Source organism: Pseudoalteromonas sp. S4741 (genome assembly GCF_005886135.1).
Lineage (GTDB): Bacteria > Pseudomonadota > Gammaproteobacteria > Enterobacterales > Alteromonadaceae > Pseudoalteromonas > Pseudoalteromonas tetraodonis.
The window spans coordinates 1-20424 of sequence record NZ_PNCN01000006.1 but is presented as its reverse complement, the minus strand read 5'-3'; the positions used below and the strand labels follow the sequence as shown (position 1 = coordinate 20424).

20 protein-coding genes are annotated in these 20424 nt (G+C 39.9%); 4 read left to right on the top strand and 16 right to left on the bottom strand.

Annotated features, from left to right (window positions below):
- Window positions 1-588: 588 nt before the first annotated feature.
- The 16 genes from CWC30_RS00815 to CWC30_RS00740 form a co-directional block, all read right to left on the bottom strand.
- Window positions 589-2373: a choice-of-anchor I family protein gene (locus CWC30_RS00815; RefSeq protein WP_138626158.1), complete on the bottom strand. Its 1785-nt coding sequence runs from the start codon at window positions 2371-2373 to the stop codon at window positions 589-591.
- 143 nt (window positions 2374-2516) lie between these two features.
- Window positions 2517-3875, bottom strand: a complete 1359-nt coding sequence (glmU, locus tag CWC30_RS00810; RefSeq protein WP_069438512.1) for a bifunctional UDP-N-acetylglucosamine diphosphorylase/glucosamine-1-phosphate N-acetyltransferase GlmU — start codon at window positions 3873-3875, stop codon at window positions 2517-2519.
- A gap of 297 nt (window positions 3876-4172) precedes the next feature.
- Window positions 4173-4595, bottom strand: coding sequence for a F0F1 ATP synthase subunit epsilon (locus tag CWC30_RS00805; RefSeq protein WP_008464176.1), 423 nt, complete (start codon window positions 4593-4595; stop codon window positions 4173-4175).
- Between the two features lie 13 nt (window positions 4596-4608).
- Window positions 4609-5994, bottom strand: a complete 1386-nt coding sequence (gene atpD / locus CWC30_RS00800) for a F0F1 ATP synthase subunit beta (RefSeq protein ID WP_024601473.1) — start codon at window positions 5992-5994, stop codon at window positions 4609-4611.
- Window positions 5995-6027: 33 nt separating this feature from the next.
- Window positions 6028-6888: a F0F1 ATP synthase subunit gamma gene (gene atpG, locus CWC30_RS00795; protein ID WP_138626157.1), complete on the bottom strand. Its 861-nt coding sequence runs from the start codon at window positions 6886-6888 to the stop codon at window positions 6028-6030.
- A 59-nt stretch (window positions 6889-6947) separates the two neighbouring features.
- Complete coding sequence (atpA, locus tag CWC30_RS00790; protein WP_013466263.1) at window positions 6948-8489, bottom strand: F0F1 ATP synthase subunit alpha; 1542 nt, start codon at window positions 8487-8489, stop codon at window positions 6948-6950.
- A gap of 14 nt (window positions 8490-8503) precedes the next feature.
- Window positions 8504-9037, bottom strand: a complete 534-nt coding sequence (gene atpH, locus CWC30_RS00785; RefSeq protein ID WP_138626156.1) for a F0F1 ATP synthase subunit delta — start codon at window positions 9035-9037, stop codon at window positions 8504-8506.
- 16 nt (window positions 9038-9053) lie between these two features.
- Window positions 9054-9524: a F0F1 ATP synthase subunit B gene (gene atpF / locus CWC30_RS00780; protein WP_036980703.1), complete on the bottom strand. Its 471-nt coding sequence runs from the start codon at window positions 9522-9524 to the stop codon at window positions 9054-9056.
- A gap of 41 nt (window positions 9525-9565) precedes the next feature.
- Complete coding sequence (gene atpE / locus CWC30_RS00775) at window positions 9566-9799, bottom strand: F0F1 ATP synthase subunit C (RefSeq protein ID WP_004335261.1); 234 nt, start codon at window positions 9797-9799, stop codon at window positions 9566-9568.
- A 53-nt stretch (window positions 9800-9852) separates the two neighbouring features.
- Window positions 9853-10710: a F0F1 ATP synthase subunit A gene (gene atpB / locus CWC30_RS00770; protein WP_138626155.1), complete on the bottom strand. Its 858-nt coding sequence runs from the start codon at window positions 10708-10710 to the stop codon at window positions 9853-9855.
- Between the two features lie 15 nt (window positions 10711-10725).
- On the bottom strand, window positions 10726-11106 hold the full coding sequence (locus CWC30_RS00765; protein WP_008112121.1) for an ATP synthase subunit I: 381 nt from the start codon (window positions 11104-11106) through the stop codon (window positions 10726-10728).
- 142 nt (window positions 11107-11248) lie between these two features.
- Window positions 11249-12175: a ParB/RepB/Spo0J family partition protein gene (locus CWC30_RS00760; protein ID WP_138626154.1), complete on the bottom strand. Its 927-nt coding sequence runs from the start codon at window positions 12173-12175 to the stop codon at window positions 11249-11251.
- Between the two features lie 21 nt (window positions 12176-12196).
- Window positions 12197-12982, bottom strand: coding sequence for a ParA family protein (locus CWC30_RS00755; RefSeq protein ID WP_138626153.1), 786 nt, complete (start codon window positions 12980-12982; stop codon window positions 12197-12199).
- Window positions 12983-12996: 14 nt separating this feature from the next.
- On the bottom strand, window positions 12997-13617 hold the full coding sequence (gene rsmG, locus CWC30_RS00750; protein WP_008464169.1) for a 16S rRNA (guanine(527)-N(7))-methyltransferase RsmG: 621 nt from the start codon (window positions 13615-13617) through the stop codon (window positions 12997-12999).
- A 15-nt stretch (window positions 13618-13632) separates the two neighbouring features.
- A complete protein-coding gene (mnmG, locus tag CWC30_RS00745) occupies window positions 13633-15522 on the bottom strand; it encodes a tRNA uridine-5-carboxymethylaminomethyl(34) synthesis enzyme MnmG (protein ID WP_013466270.1) in 1890 nt (629 codons plus the stop codon).
- A 428-nt stretch (window positions 15523-15950) separates the two neighbouring features.
- Window positions 15951-16400: a flavodoxin domain-containing protein gene (locus tag CWC30_RS00740; RefSeq protein WP_024601476.1), complete on the bottom strand. Its 450-nt coding sequence runs from the start codon at window positions 16398-16400 to the stop codon at window positions 15951-15953.
- Between the two features lie 1334 nt (window positions 16401-17734).
- On the opposite strand from CWC30_RS00740, the gene CWC30_RS00735 reads away from it, so the two are divergent.
- From CWC30_RS00735 to CWC30_RS00720, 4 genes are all read left to right on the top strand, one after another.
- The gene (locus CWC30_RS00735; protein ID WP_138626152.1) at window positions 17735-18577 is read left to right on the top strand and encodes a hypothetical protein; all 843 of its coding nucleotides are present in this window, start codon (window positions 17735-17737) and stop codon (window positions 18575-18577) included.
- Complete coding sequence (locus CWC30_RS00730; protein ID WP_138626151.1) at window positions 18577-19002, top strand: hypothetical protein; 426 nt, start codon at window positions 18577-18579, stop codon at window positions 19000-19002. Before CWC30_RS00735 ends, CWC30_RS00730 begins: the two co-directional genes overlap by 1 nt.
- 9 nt (window positions 19003-19011) lie before the next feature.
- Window positions 19012-19473, top strand: coding sequence for a hypothetical protein (locus tag CWC30_RS00725; RefSeq protein ID WP_138626150.1), 462 nt, complete (start codon window positions 19012-19014; stop codon window positions 19471-19473).
- 115 nt (window positions 19474-19588) lie between these two features.
- Window positions 19589-20218, top strand: coding sequence for a recombinase family protein (locus CWC30_RS00720; RefSeq protein ID WP_138626149.1), 630 nt, complete (start codon window positions 19589-19591; stop codon window positions 20216-20218).
- Window positions 20219-20424: the final 206 nt, after the last annotated feature.

Here is a 20424-nt window from a genome sequence, read left to right as displayed (position 1 = left end):
TAATTTATTTAATATCTTTCGATATTGAATTGACTGTGCTGAATAATTACTAAAAGTAACTATTCTGTTGGTCACTCAGCTTCTCTTTCGAGAAATCACATTGAGACTCTAAATTTGTTTGCCTCACTACCTAAGTAGCTTGGCTGTTAGAACTCAATCTGTACGAGTGCCCACACAGATGATTGCTTTATATTGTTAAAGAACGTTGCGATTAAAGCGTTTAACTTTACCTCGCTAGGGCTGCGCATATTACGCTTTCCTATTTTTTTGTCAACACTTAATTTTTAGTTTCTTTTAAAAGATTTAAAAGCTAAGTTTTACTCGACTCACTTACCGTTTGTTCAGCGCTTTTCATTGCTGCCTGCCGGGTCAGTGGATGCGCATTATAGGGATATTCTGGAGAGGGTCAATGCTTTATTTCAGTTTTATTAAATTAATTTCAATTTAGTACAATAACCATACAAACAAAGGGTTGCAGAGGTGTTTTTGATTAAAAAGCATTCAGAAAAGGCATAGTTATTAAGAGAGGAGAAAGTAAAAGCGATTTATAGATAACCGCTATATCGCTTTTACTTAAAACTTTACTAATTACTGAGTTGTTATTTCCCATACGGCAATTGAGCCTGAGATTTCATTACCGACTATAAGCAGTGCTTCGTTTGTTGCACTTTGCGCTGCAGGAACAAATGTCATTCCTTCAGGAGCGAGATCGCCACTTATATCTGCACTTGGTTCTAAACCTCGATTATAAAAGTAGTCTTGAAATTTCACATCATAAGGGTTGGTTATATCAAACACCATTATTCCGCTCATGCGCTCTAAACCAACAAAAGCAAATAACCTATTGCCAACCTTACCTAATGTTAGCGCTTCGGGTTCTGCCCCTTTATCATCTGAGCGTGTATCGCCTTTGTTTTCATCTTCGTTATTATTAAACGCGTTACCATGAACAGAAGCGGTTACTCGTGCAATTTGATCGCCTGAGTCAAACACCACCAGCCCATTGCTATCCCAAATGGTAAATGACCGTGCGCCATAAGCATAAAGCGATTCGTATTGGCCATCGTTATTTTTATCACCTTTTACTGTTGTAACTTTTAAACGACCAATGTCGTTATCATCGTTATTTAAGTAATCGAAGTTAGCTGCGAGCGTTAGATCTTCTACGCGGCTTTCATCTATATATCCCAAACACCCATCTTTAGCGTCATAATCAAGGCCACCCTTGGCTATACAATCAGCTTCATCGCTGGCATCAAAAAAGTATTCGCGTGCATCACCCTCATTGGCAGATACAATAAAGTTGGCTCCTTTCCAGCTAAAGCTTGCAATTGTATCTGGCTGATACATGCCATATAAACCAGGGTATGATTTAAAATTAACACCACCGTCTTTGTCTGAAGCGTCAAATTGTAAGTTTGACCAATCTTTAAAACCGAGTCCTTTTAGCTCAAGGGAATTATCTTCAAGGTTGATGATGGCTAGAGCGTTATTTTCTTGAATAGAGACATAGGCGTATTTATTATCCTTGGAAATACTCACATATTCTGGCTCTAAATCCATAGCGACGGTGGTATTTATTAAATTACCATTAATAGTACGTCCAGTAGGATTGGCAAACACTAAGCCCTGCGCTTCTAATTCTGCTTGCTGATTATTGTAATCTTGAAAGTTGATGCTCATAGCGGTATCGGCAATAGTGCCGTTATTAATATCGATAATGCTGATAGTGCCTTCGGGGTCGATACTGTAGTCGCCATTAGGTTCACCTTCATTAGCAACCACTACTTTTGCACCATCATGGCTAAATGTCACCATGTCGGGTAGGGCACCTACTGTTACATTTTTAATAAACACCGGTGTATCGCCGCTAATATTATAAAACGCTATTTGGCCAGCTTCACCCACGTTTGTAGCAGCCATTGCTACCGCTAATAATTGGTTATTCGCATCGATAGCTATGCTGTTTGCATCGCCAGGCGTATTTTCATTTAGTGAGAGCGTAATGGCAGAGGCTAAGTTGGTCGCGGTTACAATACCTTCGTTATCTTTTACTAATGCTGCGGTGTCGAACGTATCGGCAGGAATGATATTCACAACAGCCTCATCACCAGAGCTATTAATAGCATAAATCCATTTTTTAGAAGCTTGGTAGGCGACTATTTCAGCTGCACCCTCAGGGCTTTGTGCATTGAGAACTGCACGACCAATAAGATTGATATTTAAAGCTGAATTTGCATTAGTACCGTTTTCGCCATTATTACCCGCTGTACCTTGTACACCCTGTGCGCCATCTTGGCCGTCATCACCATCTAGTGAGCAACCAGTTAATAGTGATAGCAAAGAAAGGGCTATTATTGATTTGTTTAACATTATTGTTTTCCTTAGAGTTGTATTAGTTAAATATCAACACACAGGGATGACAGCAATATGGCATTTTTATTTGAATTATATTTAGGCAATAAAAAAGCGAGTTATAAAACTCGCTTTAAATATTTAATAAGTAATGGCCATTACTATTTTTTAACTGGGCGTTTCCAACCATCTAAATTGCGTTGCTTGCCACGTGCTACGGCTAACTGATCATCCGCGACAGTATTGGTGATCACAGAACCTGCACCTACAGTTGCTGTAGCACCAATATTTACAGGAGCAACCAGTGATGAGTTAGAGCCAATAAAGGCGTTATCGCCAATAACGGTTTTTGCTTTATTAACCCCATCGTAGTTACAGGTAATAGTACCTGCGCCAATATTCACTTTCTCGCCAATTTCAGCATCACCTAAGTAACTTAAGTGGTTTGCTTTAGAGCCTTTACCTAAACGGGTTTTTTTCATTTCGACAAAGTTGCCAATGTGCGAGTCTTCTTCCATTATTGCACCTGGGCGAAGGCGGGCGTATGGACCGAGTGTACATTTAGCCGCAACTGATGCATCTTCAATCAATGTATTGGCTTTAATAACAACATTATCGCCGATGCTGCAATTTTTAAGTACGCAGTTAGGGCCAATTTGTACATTATTACCAAGCGTTACATTGCCTTCAAAAATAACGTTGATATCGATGAGGACATCTTCACCTGTTTTCACGTCGCCACGTACATCTATGCGAGCAGGGTCAGCAAGGGTCGCCCCATTTAGCATGAGCTCTTCTGCTTGCCATGCTTGATAAGCACGCTCAAGGCCTGCAAGTTGTACGCGGTTATTTGCACCTTCAACTTCCATTGGATGATCAGGCTGTGCTGATGTAATTTCTACACCTTCACTATGCGCCATTGCAACTATATCTGTGAGGTAGTATTCGCCTTGAGCATTATTGTTAGATAGGTTACCTAACCATGTTTTTAAAAGCTTACCATTTACCGCCATAATACCGGTGTTTACTTCGTTAATAAGTAACTGCTCTGCGGTAGCATCTTTTTGCTCAACAATACCCACTAACTTACCATCAACACGTAGCATGCGCCCGTAGCCATTTGGATTTGCTAAATTAACGGTTAATACTGCTAAACCATTTTTAGGTGTCGCGGCTAATAAGCGCTCAAGTGTAGATTGTTTCGTTAAAGGTACGTCACCGTATAAAACCAGTACAGCGTCGTCGTCATTTATATGTGGGCTTGCTTGTGCCACTGCGTGGCCTGTGCCTAGTTGCTCAGCTTGTAGCACCCAGTTTACGTTATTATCGGCTAACTGTTGTTGTAATAGTTCGCCGCCATGACCATAAACTAAGTTAGTCGATGTAGCACCTAGCGCATTGGCATTATCGATAACGTGTTGCACCATAGGTTTACCTGCCACTTTATGCAGTACCTTAGGCAGAGCAGAGCGCATACGAGTACCTTTACCCGCTGCAAGAATTACTGTTGTTAGAGCCATTAAAACAATTTCCTTTTTCCGTTATTTTAGCTTGATAGAATAAGTGTGCTGCAAAGTAGATTACGTAAGTCACATCATGTGCAAATACTCAGTAGGCTAAGCAATAACTACTGAATCTTAACTTAAGCAAAATAACACCTAATAGAATAGGGTTATTGTAACGAGGATCTTGCGTAGATATAAGTAATAATGAAGAGATATTAGCCATTACGATTAATTTATTTACAAATAGCCACGAGATTTATCATCAAGCACAAAAAAGCCCACATAAAGTGGGCTTTTAAAAACCAGATAGGCTTACTTTTTACGTAATTGCTGAATAATGCGTAGCTGAGCAATTGCTTCAGCTAGTTGCATTGCTGCTTGATTGTAATCAAGTTCAGCAGATGCGCCTTTTGCCATTTGGGCTTCAGCGTCACGCTTAGCTTGCTCTGCAGCTTTTTCGTCTAGGTCTTCACCACGAACAGCTGTATCAGCAAGTACGGTCACTATGTTCGGTTGAACTTCTAGTGTACCGCCAGCAATATAGATGAGTTCTTCTTCACCAAATTGCTTAACTAAACGTACCATACCAGGTTTAAGGGCAGTTAGTAGTGGGGCGTGACCGGCGTTAACACCTAACTCACCTTCACTACCAGATACTTGAATAGATTCTACTAAACCAGAAAATAATTTCTCTTCAGCACTTACTACATCAAGATGTACAGTCATAGCTGCCATACTACCCTCCTAATTACATGCTTTTGGCTTTTTCTTGAGCTTCTTCGATAGAGCCAACCATGTAGAACGCTTGCTCTGGCATATCATCAAACTCACCGTTTAAGATACCTTTGAAGCCTGCAATTGTGTCTTTAAGTGAAACGTATTTACCTGGCGCACCTGTAAATACCTCTGCCACGAAGAATGGCTGAGATAGGAAACGCTGGATTTTACGTGCACGAGATACAAGTTGCTTATCTTCGTCAGAAAGCTCGTCCATACCTAGAATCGCGATGATGTCTTTAAGCTCTTTGTAACGCTGAAGAACTGTTTGAACGCCGCGCGCTACACCGTAGTGCTCTTCACCGATTACTTGTGGATCAAGCTGACGTGAAGATGAATCAAGAGGGTCTACCGCTGGGTAGATACCTAGTGATGCGATATCACGTGAAAGTACCACTGTTGCATCTAAGTGAGCAAACGTTGTTGCTGGAGATGGATCCGTTAAATCATCCGCAGGTACATATACCGCTTGGATTGAAGTAATTGAACCTGTCTTAGTAGATGCGATACGCTCTTGAAGTACACCCATTTCTTCAGCAAGTGTAGGCTGGTAACCTACCGCTGATGGCATACGACCAAGAAGTGCTGATACTTCTGTACCCGCAAGTGTGTAACGGTAGATGTTATCTACGAAGAAAAGTACGTCGCGACCTTCGTCACGGAACTTCTCAGCCATAGTAAGACCTGTTAACGCTACGCGTAAACGGTTACCCGGTGGCTCGTTCATCTGACCGTATACAAGCGATACTTTATCAAGTACGTTTGAATCGTTCATTTCATGGTAGAAATCGTTACCCTCACGAGTACGCTCACCAACACCTGCGAATACTGAGTAGCCGCTGTGCTCGATTGCGATGTTACGGATAAGTTCCATCATGTTTACGGTTTTACCAACACCGGCACCACCGAATAAACCAACTTTACCACCTTTAGCGAATGGACATACAAGGTCGATTACCTTGATACCCGTTTCTAAAAGTTCTACTGAGCTTGATTGCTCTTCGTAAGTAGGAGCTGCACGGTGGATAGACATACGCTCGTCTTCACCGATTGGACCTGCTTCATCAATTGGCTCACCAAGTACGTTCATGATACGACCTAGGGTCTTAGTACCAACTGGAACTTGAATTGCTTCGCCTGTGTTTGCTACTGCAGCACCACGACGTAAACCGTCTGTAGTACCTAGTGCGATAGTACGTACCACACCGCCACCTAGCTGCTGTTGAACTTCTAAAGTCAAACCAGCTAAATCGCCATCTGTTACTTTTAGCGCGTCATATACGGCTGGCACGCTGTCTTGTGGAAATTCGATATCCACAACGGCGCCGATAATTTGGACGACCTTACCTAAACTCATGTCTATTCCTCTCGTTAATCTTTGCCTGAAGCATTAAACTGCTGCTGAACCAGAACAAATCTCACTAATTTCTTGTGTGATTGCTGCTTGGCGAGCTTTGTTATATACAAGCTGTAACTCATCCATAAGGTCACCGGCATTATCAGTTGCAGCTTTCATTGCAACCATGCGGGCAGCCTGTTCAGAGGCAGCGTTTTCAACTACACCTTGGTATACTTGAGACTCAATGAAACGTACTAACAAAGACTCTAAAATAGCCTCTGGGTTTGGTTCATATAAGTAATCCCACGCATGTGTAGATACTTCTTCTTCAGCTTTTGGCAAAGGGAGTAACTGATCTACTATTGGCTCTTGCTTCATGGTATTAACAAAGTTGTTATATACCAGGAATAAACGGTCAATTTTACCTTCAGAGAATGCATCTAGCATTACTTTTACTGGACCAATTACATCCTGTACTGAAGGCTTATCTCCAAGACCTGCTTTTTTAGCAAGCACTTGACCACCAAAACGTTGAAAGAAGCCAGCTGCTTTACTACCTAAGGTAGCAAAATCAGCATCTACGCCTTTCTCTTTCCACGCTTTAATCTCTAATGCGACTTTTTTAAACTCGTTTGAGTTTAAACCGCCACACAGACCACGGTCAGTAGAGATAACAATATAACCAACTCGTTTTACTTCACGTTCTTCTAAGAACGGGTGAGTAAAATCAAGATTTGCTTGAGCAACACGACCAATCACTTTACGTAATTTTTCAGCGTATGGACGGCTTGAAGCCACTCGTTCTTGCGCCTTTTTCATTTTAGACGCAGCAACCATTTCCATTGCGCTAGTGATCTTTTGAGTATTTTTAATACTGCCGATCTTGCTTTTAATCTCTTTTCCGCTGGCCATGACTCTCTCTCCGAATCAAGGTGTGCTTTAGAATATAAAGCACACCATTAATAACTAAATTACCAAGTTTGCGTAGACTTGAACTTCTCTAGAAGTTCTTTAAGCTGCGCTTCGATCTCGGCGTTGTAGTTACCAGTTTCATTGATTTGAGCCATAAGCTCTGCGTATGTGCTATTTGCGTAAGAAAGTAAAGCCGCTTCGAAATCCATAATTTTAGCGATTTCGATGTCTTTTAAGTAACCTTTCTCAGCTGCGAATAACGACAAAGACATTTCAGCAACAGACATTGGCGCGTACTGTTTCTGCTTCATTAGCTCTGTTACACGCTCACCATGCTCAAGTTGAGCACGAGTAGCATCATCAAGGTCAGACGCGAACTGCGAGAACGCAGCTAATTCACGGTACTGAGCTAGGGCTAGACGGATACCGCCACCTAGTTTCTTAACGATTTTAGTTTGTGCAGCACCACCAACACGCGATACCGAGATACCAGCATTTACTGCCGGACGGATACCTGAGTTGAATAAGTCAGTTTCTAAGAAGATCTGACCATCGGTGATAGAGATAACGTTTGTCGGTACGAACGCAGAAACGTCGCCGCCTTGAGTTTCAATGATAGGCAATGCCGTCAATGAACCTGTTTTACCTTTCACTTCACCGTTAGTGAATTTTTCAACGTAATCCGTGTTTACACGTGATGCACGCTCTAAAAGACGCGAGTGAAGGTAGAATACGTCACCTGGGTATGCTTCACGGCCTGGTGGACGCTTAAGTAGCAATGAGATTTGACGGTAAGCAACAGCTTGCTTAGATAAATCATCATATACGATTAATGCGTTTTCACCACGGTCACGGAAGTATTCACCCATAGTACAGCCCGAGAACGGTGCTAAGTACTGAAGTGCCGCAGATTCAGAAGCAGATGCTACAACTACGATAGTATTTGCAAGTGCACCGTGCTCTTCTAATTTACGTACTACGTTAGCAATAGTAGATGCTTTTTGACCAACCGCAACGTACACACACTTAACGCCTGTGTCTTTTTGGTTGATGATTGCATCGATTGCTAGTGCAGTTTTACCTGTTTGGCGGTCACCGATAACAAGCTCACGTTGACCACGACCAACTGGAATCATTGCATCGATAGATTTGTAACCAGTTTGCACTGGCTCATCTACTGATTGACGCTCGATTACACCTGGTGCAATTTTTTCTACAGGTTCAAAACCGTCGTTATCTAAAGCGCCTTTACCATCGATAGGAGCACCTAGTGTGTTTACAACACGACCAAGTAGACCCGCACCAACAGGCACTTCTAAGATACGACCAGTTGTGTATACTTTTACGCCTTCTGTAAGGTCAGCGTAAGGACCCATTACTACTGCACCAATTGAGTCGCGCTCAAGGTTTAGTGCGATAGCATAACGGTTGCCAGGAAGCTCAATCATCTCACCTTGCATACAGTCAGCTAGACCGTGGATGCGAATGATACCGTCAGTAACAGATACAATTGTACCTTCGTTACGAGCTTCACTTACAACTTCGAACTTCTCAATACGTTGTTTGATCAGATCTGAAATTTCAGTGGAATTAAGTTGCATGCTCTTTTTCCCAATTACGATTGTAGTGTTGTGGCTAAGCGATTTAATTTACCGCGTAAAGAGCCGTCAATTACAGTGTCACCCGCCTTGATAATAAGACCGCCAACAACTGTAGCGTCTTCACTACAATTCAGCTTAACTTTGCGTGCGAAACGTTTTTCAAGTGCCGCTACCAATGATTCTTGCTGCGCTGCAGCAAGAGGCGTTGCCGAAATCACGTCAATATCGATTTCTTTGTCATAGTCTGCTTTTAAAGCAGAAAATAATTGAGCAACTTCAGGTAGTGCAATCAAACGTCCATTTTCAGCCATCACCTTAACTAGGTTCTGACCTTGTTCGTTGAGCTGCTCACCACATAAGTTAATAAATAACTCAGCTTGTGCAGTAGCAGTAGGCAATCCAGCTAAAATGGTTGATGCCTGTTCATTGCTGGCAACGTGGCCAGCAAAGAACAACATGTCATTCCAACTTTCAATGGTGCCTTTTTCAACGGCAAGTTCAAAAGCCGCTTTAGCGTATGGGCGAGCGATAGTAGTCAATTCAGACATGCTCATACCCTCCTAATTACAGCTCAGCGACAAGTTTTTCAACGATGTCACTATGTGCGGCTTGATTGATTTCGCGCTCTAAAATTCTTTCTGCGCCAACCACAGCCAGAGTTGCTACTTTCTTACGTAGCTCTTCTGTCACACGGTTACGCTCTGCTTCAATTTCAGAGTGCCCTTGAGCAATAATTTTTTCACGCTCTTGTTGACCACGAACAGTTTCTTCGTCAACGATTAGCGTGGCACGCTTTTTAGCTTGTTCAATGATATCAGCCGCTTGAGCCTTTGCATCTTTAAGCTGTTCTGCAGCTTTGTGTTGCGCAAGTTCTAAGTCTTTTTCGGCTCTATCAGAGGCAGCTAAACCATCTTCGATCTTCTTCTGGCGAGCTTCAATTGCACCGTTTAGTGGTGGCCATACGTATTTCATACAAAATAATACGAACACCGTAAACGCAATTAATTCACCGATAAGAGTGGCGTTTAAGTTCACAACCGCTCCTCCTTAAATAGTAAGCTGTTCAAAAAATAAAATTAAAGTACGAACAACAATACCATCGCGATACCAACACCAATCATTGCTACAGCATCGATTAGACCAGCAAGGATAAACATTTTAACTTGTAGCGATGGTGCAAGCTCAGGTTGACGCGCACATGCTTCAAGGAATTTACCGCCCATGTTACCAAAACCGATTGCTGTACCGATTGCACCGAAGCCGATAAGTAAAGCTACTGCGATGTACTTAAGACCTAATACTAGTTCCATTTTTTTCTCCAAAGTTTCAATTGTAATTAAAAGTAAAAATTAAAAGTTATAAATTAGTGATTATCCGAACTTGCCATGCTTAGGTATACGATTGTAAGCATCATGAATACGAATGCTTGCAATACAATTACCAAGATATGGAATACAGCCCACACAAAGTGCAACGGTAGTTGCATTAAACCTATTGCACCGATAAGGATGAAGATTAATTCACCTGCATATAAGTTACCGAACAAACGCAGAGCCAGTGAAAACGGCTTAGAAACCAATGCGATAAGTTCTAGTAATAGGTTGAATGGGATTAAAAGAATCTGCATAGCTGTATTGTTTGAACTAAACGGGTGAAGTGTTAGTTCTTTAATAAAACCGCCGATACCTTTGATTTTAATTGAGTAACCAATCATTAGAATGAACACGCCCAGCGCAAGTGCAGCTGTCATGTTGATATCTGTAGTTGGTACAATTTTCATGTATACGTCGTGTGAATCCATACCGAATGCAGTTTCGCCAACAAAGCCAGCAAATGCAGGTAGGAAGTCAACTGGGATTAAATCCATTAAGTTCATTAAGAATATCCAAACGAATATTGTTAATGCTAATGGTGCAATTAGCTTACTTTTACCGTGGAAGGTATCGCGTACGTTGTCGCCAACGAACTCAACAACCATTTCAATGAAACATTGAAGTTTTCCAGGTACACCCAGAGTTGATTTTTTTGCGGCACTACGGAAGATCCATAAAAATATTAGACCTAGTCCGATAGACCATGCGAGGGTATCTATATGCCATGTCCAGAAGCCACTATCCGTACATGCTTTATTGAAGGCAAGACCGGCGTCGGTCGAGCACATCTTAGCATTGGTTAAGTGGTGCTGAATATGGCTAGATAGAGTAACTTCTTCTGCAGCCATGTTATATCCCAAAAGTTAATGTTTAAAAAAAACGGGTGTAAACAATCCTGTAAACAACACCAACACATAAGCACAAAAGAAAGGTAGCAGTACTACCGGATAAAGCTTTAGCATTAGTGCAAACAAAACGATTGTTAGCATAAATTTTAATCCGTTGCCGCGTTTTAACGAGGCATACGCTTGATTTGCTCGACTTGCACCCATATATCTGAATGCATAAAGCGCAAATACAAAGTTAGGAAGTACTGCGACTGCGCCACCAGCTAGAGCTGAAAGTGCGGCATTGGTTTCCCAACCTATAAAAATTATTAGTGCAGCTAAAAGGGCTACAAATCCCTGAAGGCAAATTAATTTTAATGCGGCAAGCCTATACGGGCTCGCTAACTTATTAGTCACTTTTAATTAACCTTTATGACGCTCTAATTGTCAGGGTATGAAAACTGGCGAAATTATACTTAATCCTGCCAGTTTTGCAACTTGAGTAGGTGCTTTGTAACACAAAATCGCTGTAAATGTCCCTTTTTAGACATCCAATGAATTAATGGTGGGAATAGTCTTGATTGATACGGTTTAAAATACCGTCTAACTCGTCAAGATTAGTGTAAGAAATAACCAACTTCCCTTTGCCTTTTTTGTTGTAATTTATTTCTACTTTTGCCCCTAAGTTATCAGCAAGCTGTTGCTCTAACTGTTTAACATCTGGGTCTTTTTCTATTACTTCTTTTGCTGGAACAGGCTCTAAAATAGAACGTACTAGCTTTTCAGTTTCGCGAACGGTCAATGCTTTTGCAACAGCTAAACGGGCAGCATCCGATTGCACTTCGCCTTCAAGTGCTAATAAGCAACGTGCGTGACCCATTTCAATGTCACCATGCTCTAACAAAATCTTTACATCGTTATTGAGGTTGTTCAAGCGTAATAAGTTAGTCACGGTAGTACGCGATTTACCAACGGCATCAGCCACCTGTTGATGCGTTAACTCAAACTCATTAAGCAAGCGATTAAGTGCTATCGCTTCTTCCATGGCGTTTAAGTCTTCACGCTGAATATTTTCAATTAGGGCAATGGCAACGGCCGCTTCATCGGGTACATCTTTAATAATACACGGTACAAACTCAAGCTTGGCAATTTGCGCAGCGCGCCAACGACGTTCACCGGCAATAATTTCATAACTGCTATGCGCAACTGGGCGTACAACAATCGGTTGAATTATCCCTTGTGAACGAATTGAACTGGCAAGTTCTTCAAGTGCCTCTTCAGACATGTCTTTACGAGGTTGGTATTTCCCTGAGTGTAAAAATTCGATGGGTAGTTTTTGTAATTCACTGTTGTTAGGCTGTGCCGCATTTTCAACTGCGTTTGTTACATTGGCGCTGTCGTGTTCCTTGCTTTCGCTTGGTGCAGGTTTAGATGAACTTAAAAGTGCATCGAGTCCTCGGCCTAAACCTCGTTTTTTAGCAGACATGTTATTTTTTTTACCTCAAAGTTAGGCGACAACAGGAGTTGTTTTTTCTTTTCTGCGCAGCATTTCACCCGCGAGAGCTAAATACGCTTTCGCACCACTTGATGCTCGATCGTAGTACATTGCCGGTGCGCCAAAACTAGGGGCTTCTGCAAGTCGAACATTACGTGGGATCACCGTACGGTATACTTTATCGCCAAAATGTTGTTTTAATTGTTCTGATACATCATTTGCTAATCGATTACGCGGATCGTACATAGTACGAAGTATGCCTTCAATCTGTAAGTTAGGATTAACTAACTTAGCAAGTTGCGTAATCGTATCCATTAATGCAGTTAATCCTTCCAATGCATAATATTCACATTGCATAGGCACTAAAATAGAATCGGCAGCAGCCATGGCATTAACGGTTAGCATATTTAAAGAAGGCGGGCAGTCTATAAAAATAAACTCGTACTGCTCCTGAATTTTTTCAAGTGCATTGCGTAAGCGTACTTCGCGAGCAAATAATTCCATCAATTTAACTTCTGCAGCGGTCACATCGCCGTTTGCAGCAATCATATGATACTCGCCTGAGGTTTCTTTAATAATCACCTCATCAATAGGCTTATCTTCTATGAGTAAATCATAGATAGTAGGGACGTCACCATATTTGTCGACGCCACTGCCCATGGTAGCATTGCCTTGCGGATCGAGATCTATTAACAGCACTTTACGTTTCGTTGCAGCCATAGATGCAGCGAGATTAACGGCAGTGGTCGTTTTACCTACTCCGCCTTTTTGATTTGCTAATGCGATGACTTTTGCCACAGTGTCTCTGATCCCTAGTCTTTAGAAAGAATTATTAAATGTCGTTGTGCATCTAAATCGGGTACTTCTAATGCAATTTTTTGCTCAAACTTAACACCAGCAGGGAGTGAGTCTAATTCCTCACTTGGAAATACCCCTTTAAGTGCAATGAACTTACCTGAATGATCGATTAAGTGCGAACACCAGTCAATCATATCTTGTAACGATGCAAATGCACGACTTAGTACGCCATCTAATTTAACACTTGGTTGATATTCTTCAACTCTTGACTGCACAGGGGTCACATTATCAAGGCCAAGCTCATGTTTAACATGCATTAAAAAACGTACACGTTTGCCTAAACTATCTAATAATACAAACTGCGTATCGGGTAAGGCAATAGCTAACACTATGCCCGGTAAACCAGGACCTGTGCCAACATCAATATAATGATGACCGGTCAAGTGAGGCGCAACAACTAAGCTATCCATTATATGTTTAACCATCATTTCTTGAGGTAAACGTACTGAGGTTAAATTATAGGCTTTATTCCACTTATCGAGTAATTCGACATAGCGAACAAGTTGCTGCTGTTGTTTTTGTGTTAGCGCAATATCAGTTTGCGCTAACAAAGTTGTTAATTGTTGCTGTAACACAATGTACCTTTACTGTTACGCAGTTTTGCGCAACAAGCCTTGCTTCTTCAGATACACTAATAATAGCGAAATCGCCGCTGGGGTGATACCAGAAATACGCGAAGCTTGACCAATAGTGTCTGGACGAGCATCAATTAGCTTAGCAACAACTTCATTTGATAAACCAGAGACGGTTTTATAATCAAACTCTTTTGGTAAAATTGTTTCTTCATGACGAAGCTGCTTATTGATCTCATCTTGCTGGCGTGCAATGTAACCTGCGTACTTCGTATGAATTTCAACCTGCTCTAAAGCGGCCTTATTGGTAAATTCAGATCCGAGTCCTTCAATGGCCATCAAGTCGTTATAACGCACTTCAGGTCGGCGTAATAATTCTTCTAAGCTGGCTTCACGCACAAGTGGAGTTTTAAGTAATTCATTTACTTGATCAACAACCGCATGATCTTTATGGATCCAGGTATCTTTAATACGCTGTTTTTCTTTAGCGATCACTTCCATTTTTTCGTTGAATGCTTGCCAACGTTCATCGTTAACTAAACCTAATTCACGGCCTTTTTCAGTTAAACGTATATCAGCGTTGTCTTCACGTAGTAACAAACGGTATTCAGCGCGGCTAGTAAACATGCGGTACGGTTCTTTTGTACCCAGTGTTGCTAAGTCGTCAATTAATACACCAACATAAGCTTCATCACGACGTGGCGTCCACGATTCTTTACCTTGTACTTGTAAGGCTGCATTCATACCTGCGATCAGACCTTGTGCGCCCGCTTCTTCGTAACCGGTAGTACCATTAATCTGACCAGCAAAAAATAAACCATCAATAAATTTAGTTTCTAATGATTGTTTTAAGTCGCGCGGATCAAAAAAGTCATACTCAATAGCATAGCCAGGACGACAGATATGTGCATTTTCAAATCCGGTGATCGATTGCACAATTTCTAACTGCACATCGAACGGTAAGCTGGTTGAAATACCGTTAGGATATAACTCGTATGACGTTAAGCCTTCTGGCTCTACAAATATCTGGTGCTTATCTTTATCAGCAAAACGGACAATTTTATCTTCAATAGACGGACAGTAACGTGGGCCTATTCCTTCGATAACACCTGAGTACATAGGTGAGCGATGTAAGTTTTTGCGAATAACATCATGTGTTTTTTCATTTGTGTAAGTGATGTAACACGGAATTTGTTGTGGGTGATCACTTTGTTTACCCATAAATGAGAATACCGGTGTTGGTGCATCACCTGGTTGTTCTTGCATTTTAGAAAAATCAACAGTGCGTGCATCAATACGTGGTGGTGTGCCGGTTTTTAAACGATCCACTCTAAATGGAAGTTCGCGTAAACGATCAGCCAATGCAATTGAAGGTGGATCGCCTGCACGGCCACCTTTAAAGTTTTCAAGACCGATATGAATTTGGCCACCTAAGAATGTGCCTACGGTTAGTACTACACTAGGAGCACTGAAACGCAGACCCATTTGGGTAACGACACCGGTTACACGGTTGTTTTCAACGATAAGATCATCACATGATTGTTGAAAAATCTTTAAGTTTTCTTGGTTTTGAAGTGTGTTCTGAATAGCCGCTTTGTACAAAGCACGATCCGCTTGAGCACGAGTAGCTCGTACAGCAGGGCCTTTAGAAGAATTAAGCGTACGGAATTGGATCCCGCCTTTGTCAATAGCCTGAGCCATTGCGCCACCCAGGGCATCAATTTCTTTAACTAAGTGGCCTTTGCCAATGCCACCAATCGCTGGGTTACAAGACATTTGACCAAGGGTATCCATATTGTGAGTCAGCAGCAGGGTATTCATCCCCATACGGGCAGCTGCCAATGCGGCTTCAGTGCCAGCATGTCCACCACCTACTACGATAACGTCAAAATTTTCGTGAAAAATCATTAATGGGATCCTACTTAAATCAAACCAGTAAACTTCAAAAGGGAGCGTATTCTACCTAGAAATTAGCAGAAGATAAATGATTAAACAGTGCTCAAGATCTAAGTAAGTGATCTCTAATAATATAAAGGATCTTTTAAAGAGATCTTTTAATACTATTACTACTACTGATCGGGTTTTCTGTTGATAAGCTTTAGATCGTGATTAAAAACATATAATTAGATCGGATCTAAAGGTGTTAATATGATCGGATCTTCAGGCAAATAAGCTCTGATCAAAACAGGCTGTTATGCACAGGCCGATCAAGTCTCGATCTTATCCCATGGATAAGCATGGTTAAAAAAGCAGTTTAATCAGTGTTTATCCACAAAATCTTTTAAATTATTAGTAAATTGTGGGTAACTTTATTTATAACTTTTTACTTGATCTTTCTATTTTAGACCTGTTTTTGCTATCCACGAGTCTAACCAAGCTAAGGCCGTATCTTCTGGAAGTGCTTCATCAAGAATATTCAGTTCTAAGCGCGGTGCTAATTGTATCGCGCCTTTTTGGCTTAAAAGCGTATCTATATTACGCCCTGCAAGGTTATACGTGTCATAACTGGTATCACCTAAAGCGATGACCGTGTACTTTAAGTGCGATAAATCATCAACTTGAGATAACTCATCAACAAAGTTAATAAGGTTTTCTGGGTAATCACCCGCACCATAGGTTGATGTACAAATTAACCAAATGGTATTTTGCTGATCTATTTCACTAAATTCAGGTTGATCATGTAGTTGGGTATTAATACCTTGGCTATTAAGCGCATCGCTTAGTTGCTCGGCAACGTATTCTGCGGATCCCATTTGACTACCAACGATAAGATTTACTGAACTCATGAATATTTGTGATCACTATTAGTTTTAATTGCCGCCTATAATAGCCCAGTGAGTATAACAGTAAAGTTAAGAGTGCTATTTTGTATAACTATTTTTGTACTTATTTAAGCCTTCACTTAAATGTACTGCTTAACTACTTGATAATTAAAGGTTTAACAAAATATCTTTAAATGTAATCTTCTGATCAAGTTGTTGATAAGGTTGGGGAAAGCTCTGCTTAACTATCAATTAAAGTTGCAGTTTTATTGCTAAGTCATTGATTTTATATTTAGTATTTGCCACCAGCGATTGAAAATAAACGTATAGATGCTTGTTGATCTTAATGTGGATATAAAGCTTGTTGATAACCTTAAATTGGGATCGAAAATAATTTTAAAAAATGATCTATTTAGTCAGATCAGGTTAAATAACCATTATTATTTTTTATAAACAGCCCTTTTTTAATTAAATACAGCTTATTTTCCTATTTTAAAGACGTTTAATTTATCTCTGAGGCAAAAAAACACGCAATTGTGGATAACTGATCTGCAAAAAAATAAAATTTGAGTGATCTAAAGTGAATATTTAACTGAATTTTGCTGGTGGTGTAGACGAACAAAACGTATTTTTTAGTTACGTTTTGTTTTTATGACTTGATAATTCCCCCTATTCAAACATGGATAACCAATGCTATAGCTTCAGTTTTAGAGTGTTTAATAAGCATAACTACAGCTATTTTGTTCTATAAATGAAAACGTTTTAGCCGCTAATAGCTGTGATTATTAGCGTTGTTACATTTTTTATGTACATTATTAAAGGCGAATTGAGGCTGATATAAGTGCAGCTCAAACTGTATTTGTAGTCTGTTTGGTTTTTAAAGTGGATTATTAAAGCACAGCTAGGTGAGTTGTTATTGTAAATATTAGGCATGGAAAAGGGCGCCTAAGCACCCTTAATAAATTATATTGTTACTTATTAATTCGACTATTTACCGATACATAAACTACAAAATTATTTAATATCAATTGCTTATGGTTTTATTGGAGCTCAGGTGGAGTGCAAATTTTTTTAAAAATAAGTAAAAATAAGTAAAAATACCCATAATATTTTCACTTTCATAGCTTCAACTCATTTTAAGACTTGGGAAAAGTGGGAAAGTGGGATTATCACGCTCTTAATTTGTCTAAATATTTTACTAAGACCTTACTAAAAAAGTTATTCTTTTTCTTTATACTTTAATCCGCCTGGTAGTTTGTACTTAAAGTGCAAACTATTGATATAATTAAATATTTTGTGTTTTTCTCTTGCGTTTGCTTTACGTTATGTAATCATCTATTAAACGAGAGGAGAGAATAATGCATAAACGTATATTAATTACTTCAGTGTTACTTACTACTACTTTAATAGGCTGTATATCCCTCACTAGAGATTATAATGCAGGCCAATCACGGGCATTGAACTTGGCTCGTGCTGGCGATATTTATGATATAGATTTACGGGATTCAGCAGATGGAACAAACTCATATAGCAAAGGGGTGTTTGTTCCACTTCTTAATTTTGCAAGCTTAGCAACATCGTTTGATGCACCATTGCGCCACTTATCCGGTAGTCAAACGCTATTATTTAACGCAACAGATATAATGATGACGCCAGATAGTCCATCTGCTAGACCAAGTCTAATTGGGTGGATGCCTGCTTCATTAGTAAAATCAGAAGAGCAAGCATATAACAAATATATTGATTTAGTTGACCATGCAATTGAGCAAGTAAGTATTGATATGGGTTTGACTGCAATTAAGCTTTCAGAAATAGAAACACCTACCATAGATGGCCACCCTTTAATGTTGTGGTCTATTAAAAGCGAAAAATATGGGTGTAATATGGATAACTGTATTGTTGCTTATAATATTCAAGAACCTACATACTGGAAAACACCTGAATACATAATTGACAGTGAACTGAATAGTTACAGCATAACTGCCTCTCACCCAGAAAATTACTCCCGTTTTATATTCAAACAGACAGGAAAAGACAATAACTTTCCAATGGATGAGTTTTATAGAGCTATTAGCGCATCATTGCCTCCATGGATGATTATGTATTATCCGCCCAATAAGATTGTTCAAAGTAGTGAACTCATTTCCTATCCTGTTTTATATGAGCAAGGTAAGCAATTGATATTTAGGAAGCCAAAATAATGGATCCTTTTAATGATGAACTTGATCTAGCTCTATTACAGTTTGAAGATCTGAAGTTAAACAGTGATCACATGACATTTTTGATCAGCCATTTACTCAGAGAATCTGGTTTGTTCCATCAAAGTCGTGTTGGTTGTGTTAGAGATAATATTGTATCTAGATACGTTACCCCTCATTGCTGGATTGAACTAACCAATGGGGCTTATATTGATCTTACGCTTCGAAGAAGATTATATGATGGGGATAATATTCCACATGGGTTATTTAATCCTGCTACCTACCCAGATATTTCATATACGGGTTTACCAGTTAAAGCTCCTAAGATCACCAAATCAGAACTTATTGTAATGACTAATGGAAAGTATCAGAAAGTATTATCTCTTCTCCAAAATAAGTTTTTAAGTAAATATTTATTATCTTTATAGAGTGTAGGTATGAGTAAAAAAATACGTTCATGGCAAAGTAAGTTGAAGTTACTAGGCATTGTACTTTCTATATTTGGATTACTATTTATGGGAGGGGCCGAGTGGCTCACAATTATACTGCTGATTTGGTTTAGCTACTTATTTTGTAAGTTTTTATACCAACTAATATTTTCAATATTTAAATTTAAACAAGATCATGATGAATCTTCTAAGTCAGTAGATGAGAAAATTAAGAATACTAAAGATGATATAGAAGCTTTTGGGCGCACTTTTCTTGATGGGCAGAGCTTTAGTGATTACAAGCTAGCTCACCCCGGTAGCTTTGGTGGGAGTAAATTTAAAGGTTGCCATAATTGTGGTGCAAACTCTGTGTGGATAAAGGCTGTCGCGAATACTAAATATGGAATTCATAATCAGCATATTTGCCGTACATGCGGAATTGCACTATGGAGATCGAACATGACTTTTTAGTTCCTTATGGGTACAGCTCATAAGAACCAGCTACTTCCATTAAATATCAACCAATAAAACCACTTATAACAGACCAAATTAAAAGAACTATCCATAACAGACTAAGGAGCTGTCCATGTTTATTCGGGCTTATTTAAGAGCATCTACTCAAGAACAAAATGCAGGGCGGGCCAGAGAGTCATTAATTCAGTTTGCTAAACAGCACAATCAACGCATAGCTACTTTTTACGTTGAAAACATTTCAGGCGCCACATTACAAAGACCAGAGTTAATGCGTTTAATTGATGATTCTAGCAATGGTGACATTGTACTAGTAGAACAAATTGACCGGTTAGCACGTTTGAAACAGCATGACTGGGAAGTTTTAAAAAACAAACTTGCAGCAAAACGTTTATCTATAGTATCGCCAGAGCTACCTACTAGCTGGTTAGCATTAGAGAAAAAAGATAACACAGGCTTTACCGACTCTATCCTTCTAGCAGTGAACGCTATGATGTTAGATATGCTAGCAGCTGTAGCACGTAAAGATTATGATGACCGGCGACGTAGGCAATCTCAAGGGATAAATAAAGCGCGCTTAGAAGGAAAATATTTAGGTCGCCAAAAGGATATGAAAAAACGGCAACATATCGCAAGTTTACTTACCACTGGCCATAGTTACAGTGATATTCAAGATATATTAAACTGCTCTCGGCATTTAATAGCTTCAGTAGCTAAAGAGCTAAGGCAAAAAGCAGATGTTTAGAATGCTAACTGCCGTACCTTCAGTACAGCTTATCAATTATAGTATTTAAATAATTCATATTTTATTTGGTAAAACTGCTCTTCGCGCCCAAATTGGTTAAATACAGAGCCGTGAATTAACTAACCTGAGCTGCACATAAGAAATGGAACTAAATGCCCTTGCGGTGATCAGATCTTTCGACCAAGAAACATAAGATTACCGACGCC

What these genes read in the sequence shown, in the direction of transcription:
- CWC30_RS00815 (WP_138626158.1), bottom strand. Translation starts at nt 2,373, where the DNA reads ATGTTAAACAAATCAATAATAGCCCTTTCTTTGCTATCACTATTAACT.
- glmU (WP_069438512.1), bottom strand. Translation starts at nt 3,875, where the DNA reads ATGGCTCTAACAACAGTAATTCTTGCAGCGGGTAAAGGTACTCGTATG.
- CWC30_RS00805 (WP_008464176.1), bottom strand. Translation starts at nt 4,595, where the DNA reads ATGGCAGCTATGACTGTACATCTTGATGTAGTAAGTGCTGAAGAGAAA.
- atpD (WP_024601473.1), bottom strand. Translation starts at nt 5,994, where the DNA reads ATGAGTTTAGGTAAGGTCGTCCAAATTATCGGCGCCGTTGTGGATATC.
- atpG (WP_138626157.1), bottom strand. Translation starts at nt 6,888, where the DNA reads ATGGCCAGCGGAAAAGAGATTAAAAGCAAGATCGGCAGTATTAAAAAT.
- atpA (WP_013466263.1), bottom strand. Translation starts at nt 8,489, where the DNA reads ATGCAACTTAATTCCACTGAAATTTCAGATCTGATCAAACAACGTATT.
- atpH (WP_138626156.1), bottom strand. Translation starts at nt 9,037, where the DNA reads ATGTCTGAATTGACTACTATCGCTCGCCCATACGCTAAAGCGGCTTTT.
- atpE (WP_004335261.1), bottom strand. Translation starts at nt 9,799, where the DNA reads ATGGAACTAGTATTAGGTCTTAAGTACATCGCAGTAGCTTTACTTATC.
- atpB (WP_138626155.1), bottom strand. Translation starts at nt 10,710, where the DNA reads ATGGCTGCAGAAGAAGTTACTCTATCTAGCCATATTCAGCACCACTTA.
- CWC30_RS00760 (WP_138626154.1), bottom strand. Translation starts at nt 12,175, where the DNA reads ATGTCTGCTAAAAAACGAGGTTTAGGCCGAGGACTCGATGCACTTTTA.
- mnmG (WP_013466270.1), bottom strand. Translation starts at nt 15,522, where the DNA reads ATGATTTTTCACGAAAATTTTGACGTTATCGTAGTAGGTGGTGGACAT.
- CWC30_RS00740 (WP_024601476.1), bottom strand. Translation starts at nt 16,400, where the DNA reads ATGAGTTCAGTAAATCTTATCGTTGGTAGTCAAATGGGATCCGCAGAA.
- CWC30_RS00735 (WP_138626152.1), top strand. Translation starts at nt 17,735, where the DNA reads ATGCATAAACGTATATTAATTACTTCAGTGTTACTTACTACTACTTTA.
- CWC30_RS00730 (WP_138626151.1), top strand. Translation starts at nt 18,577, where the DNA reads ATGGATCCTTTTAATGATGAACTTGATCTAGCTCTATTACAGTTTGAA.
- CWC30_RS00725 (WP_138626150.1), top strand. Translation starts at nt 19,012, where the DNA reads ATGAGTAAAAAAATACGTTCATGGCAAAGTAAGTTGAAGTTACTAGGC.
- CWC30_RS00720 (WP_138626149.1), top strand. Translation starts at nt 19,589, where the DNA reads ATGTTTATTCGGGCTTATTTAAGAGCATCTACTCAAGAACAAAATGCA.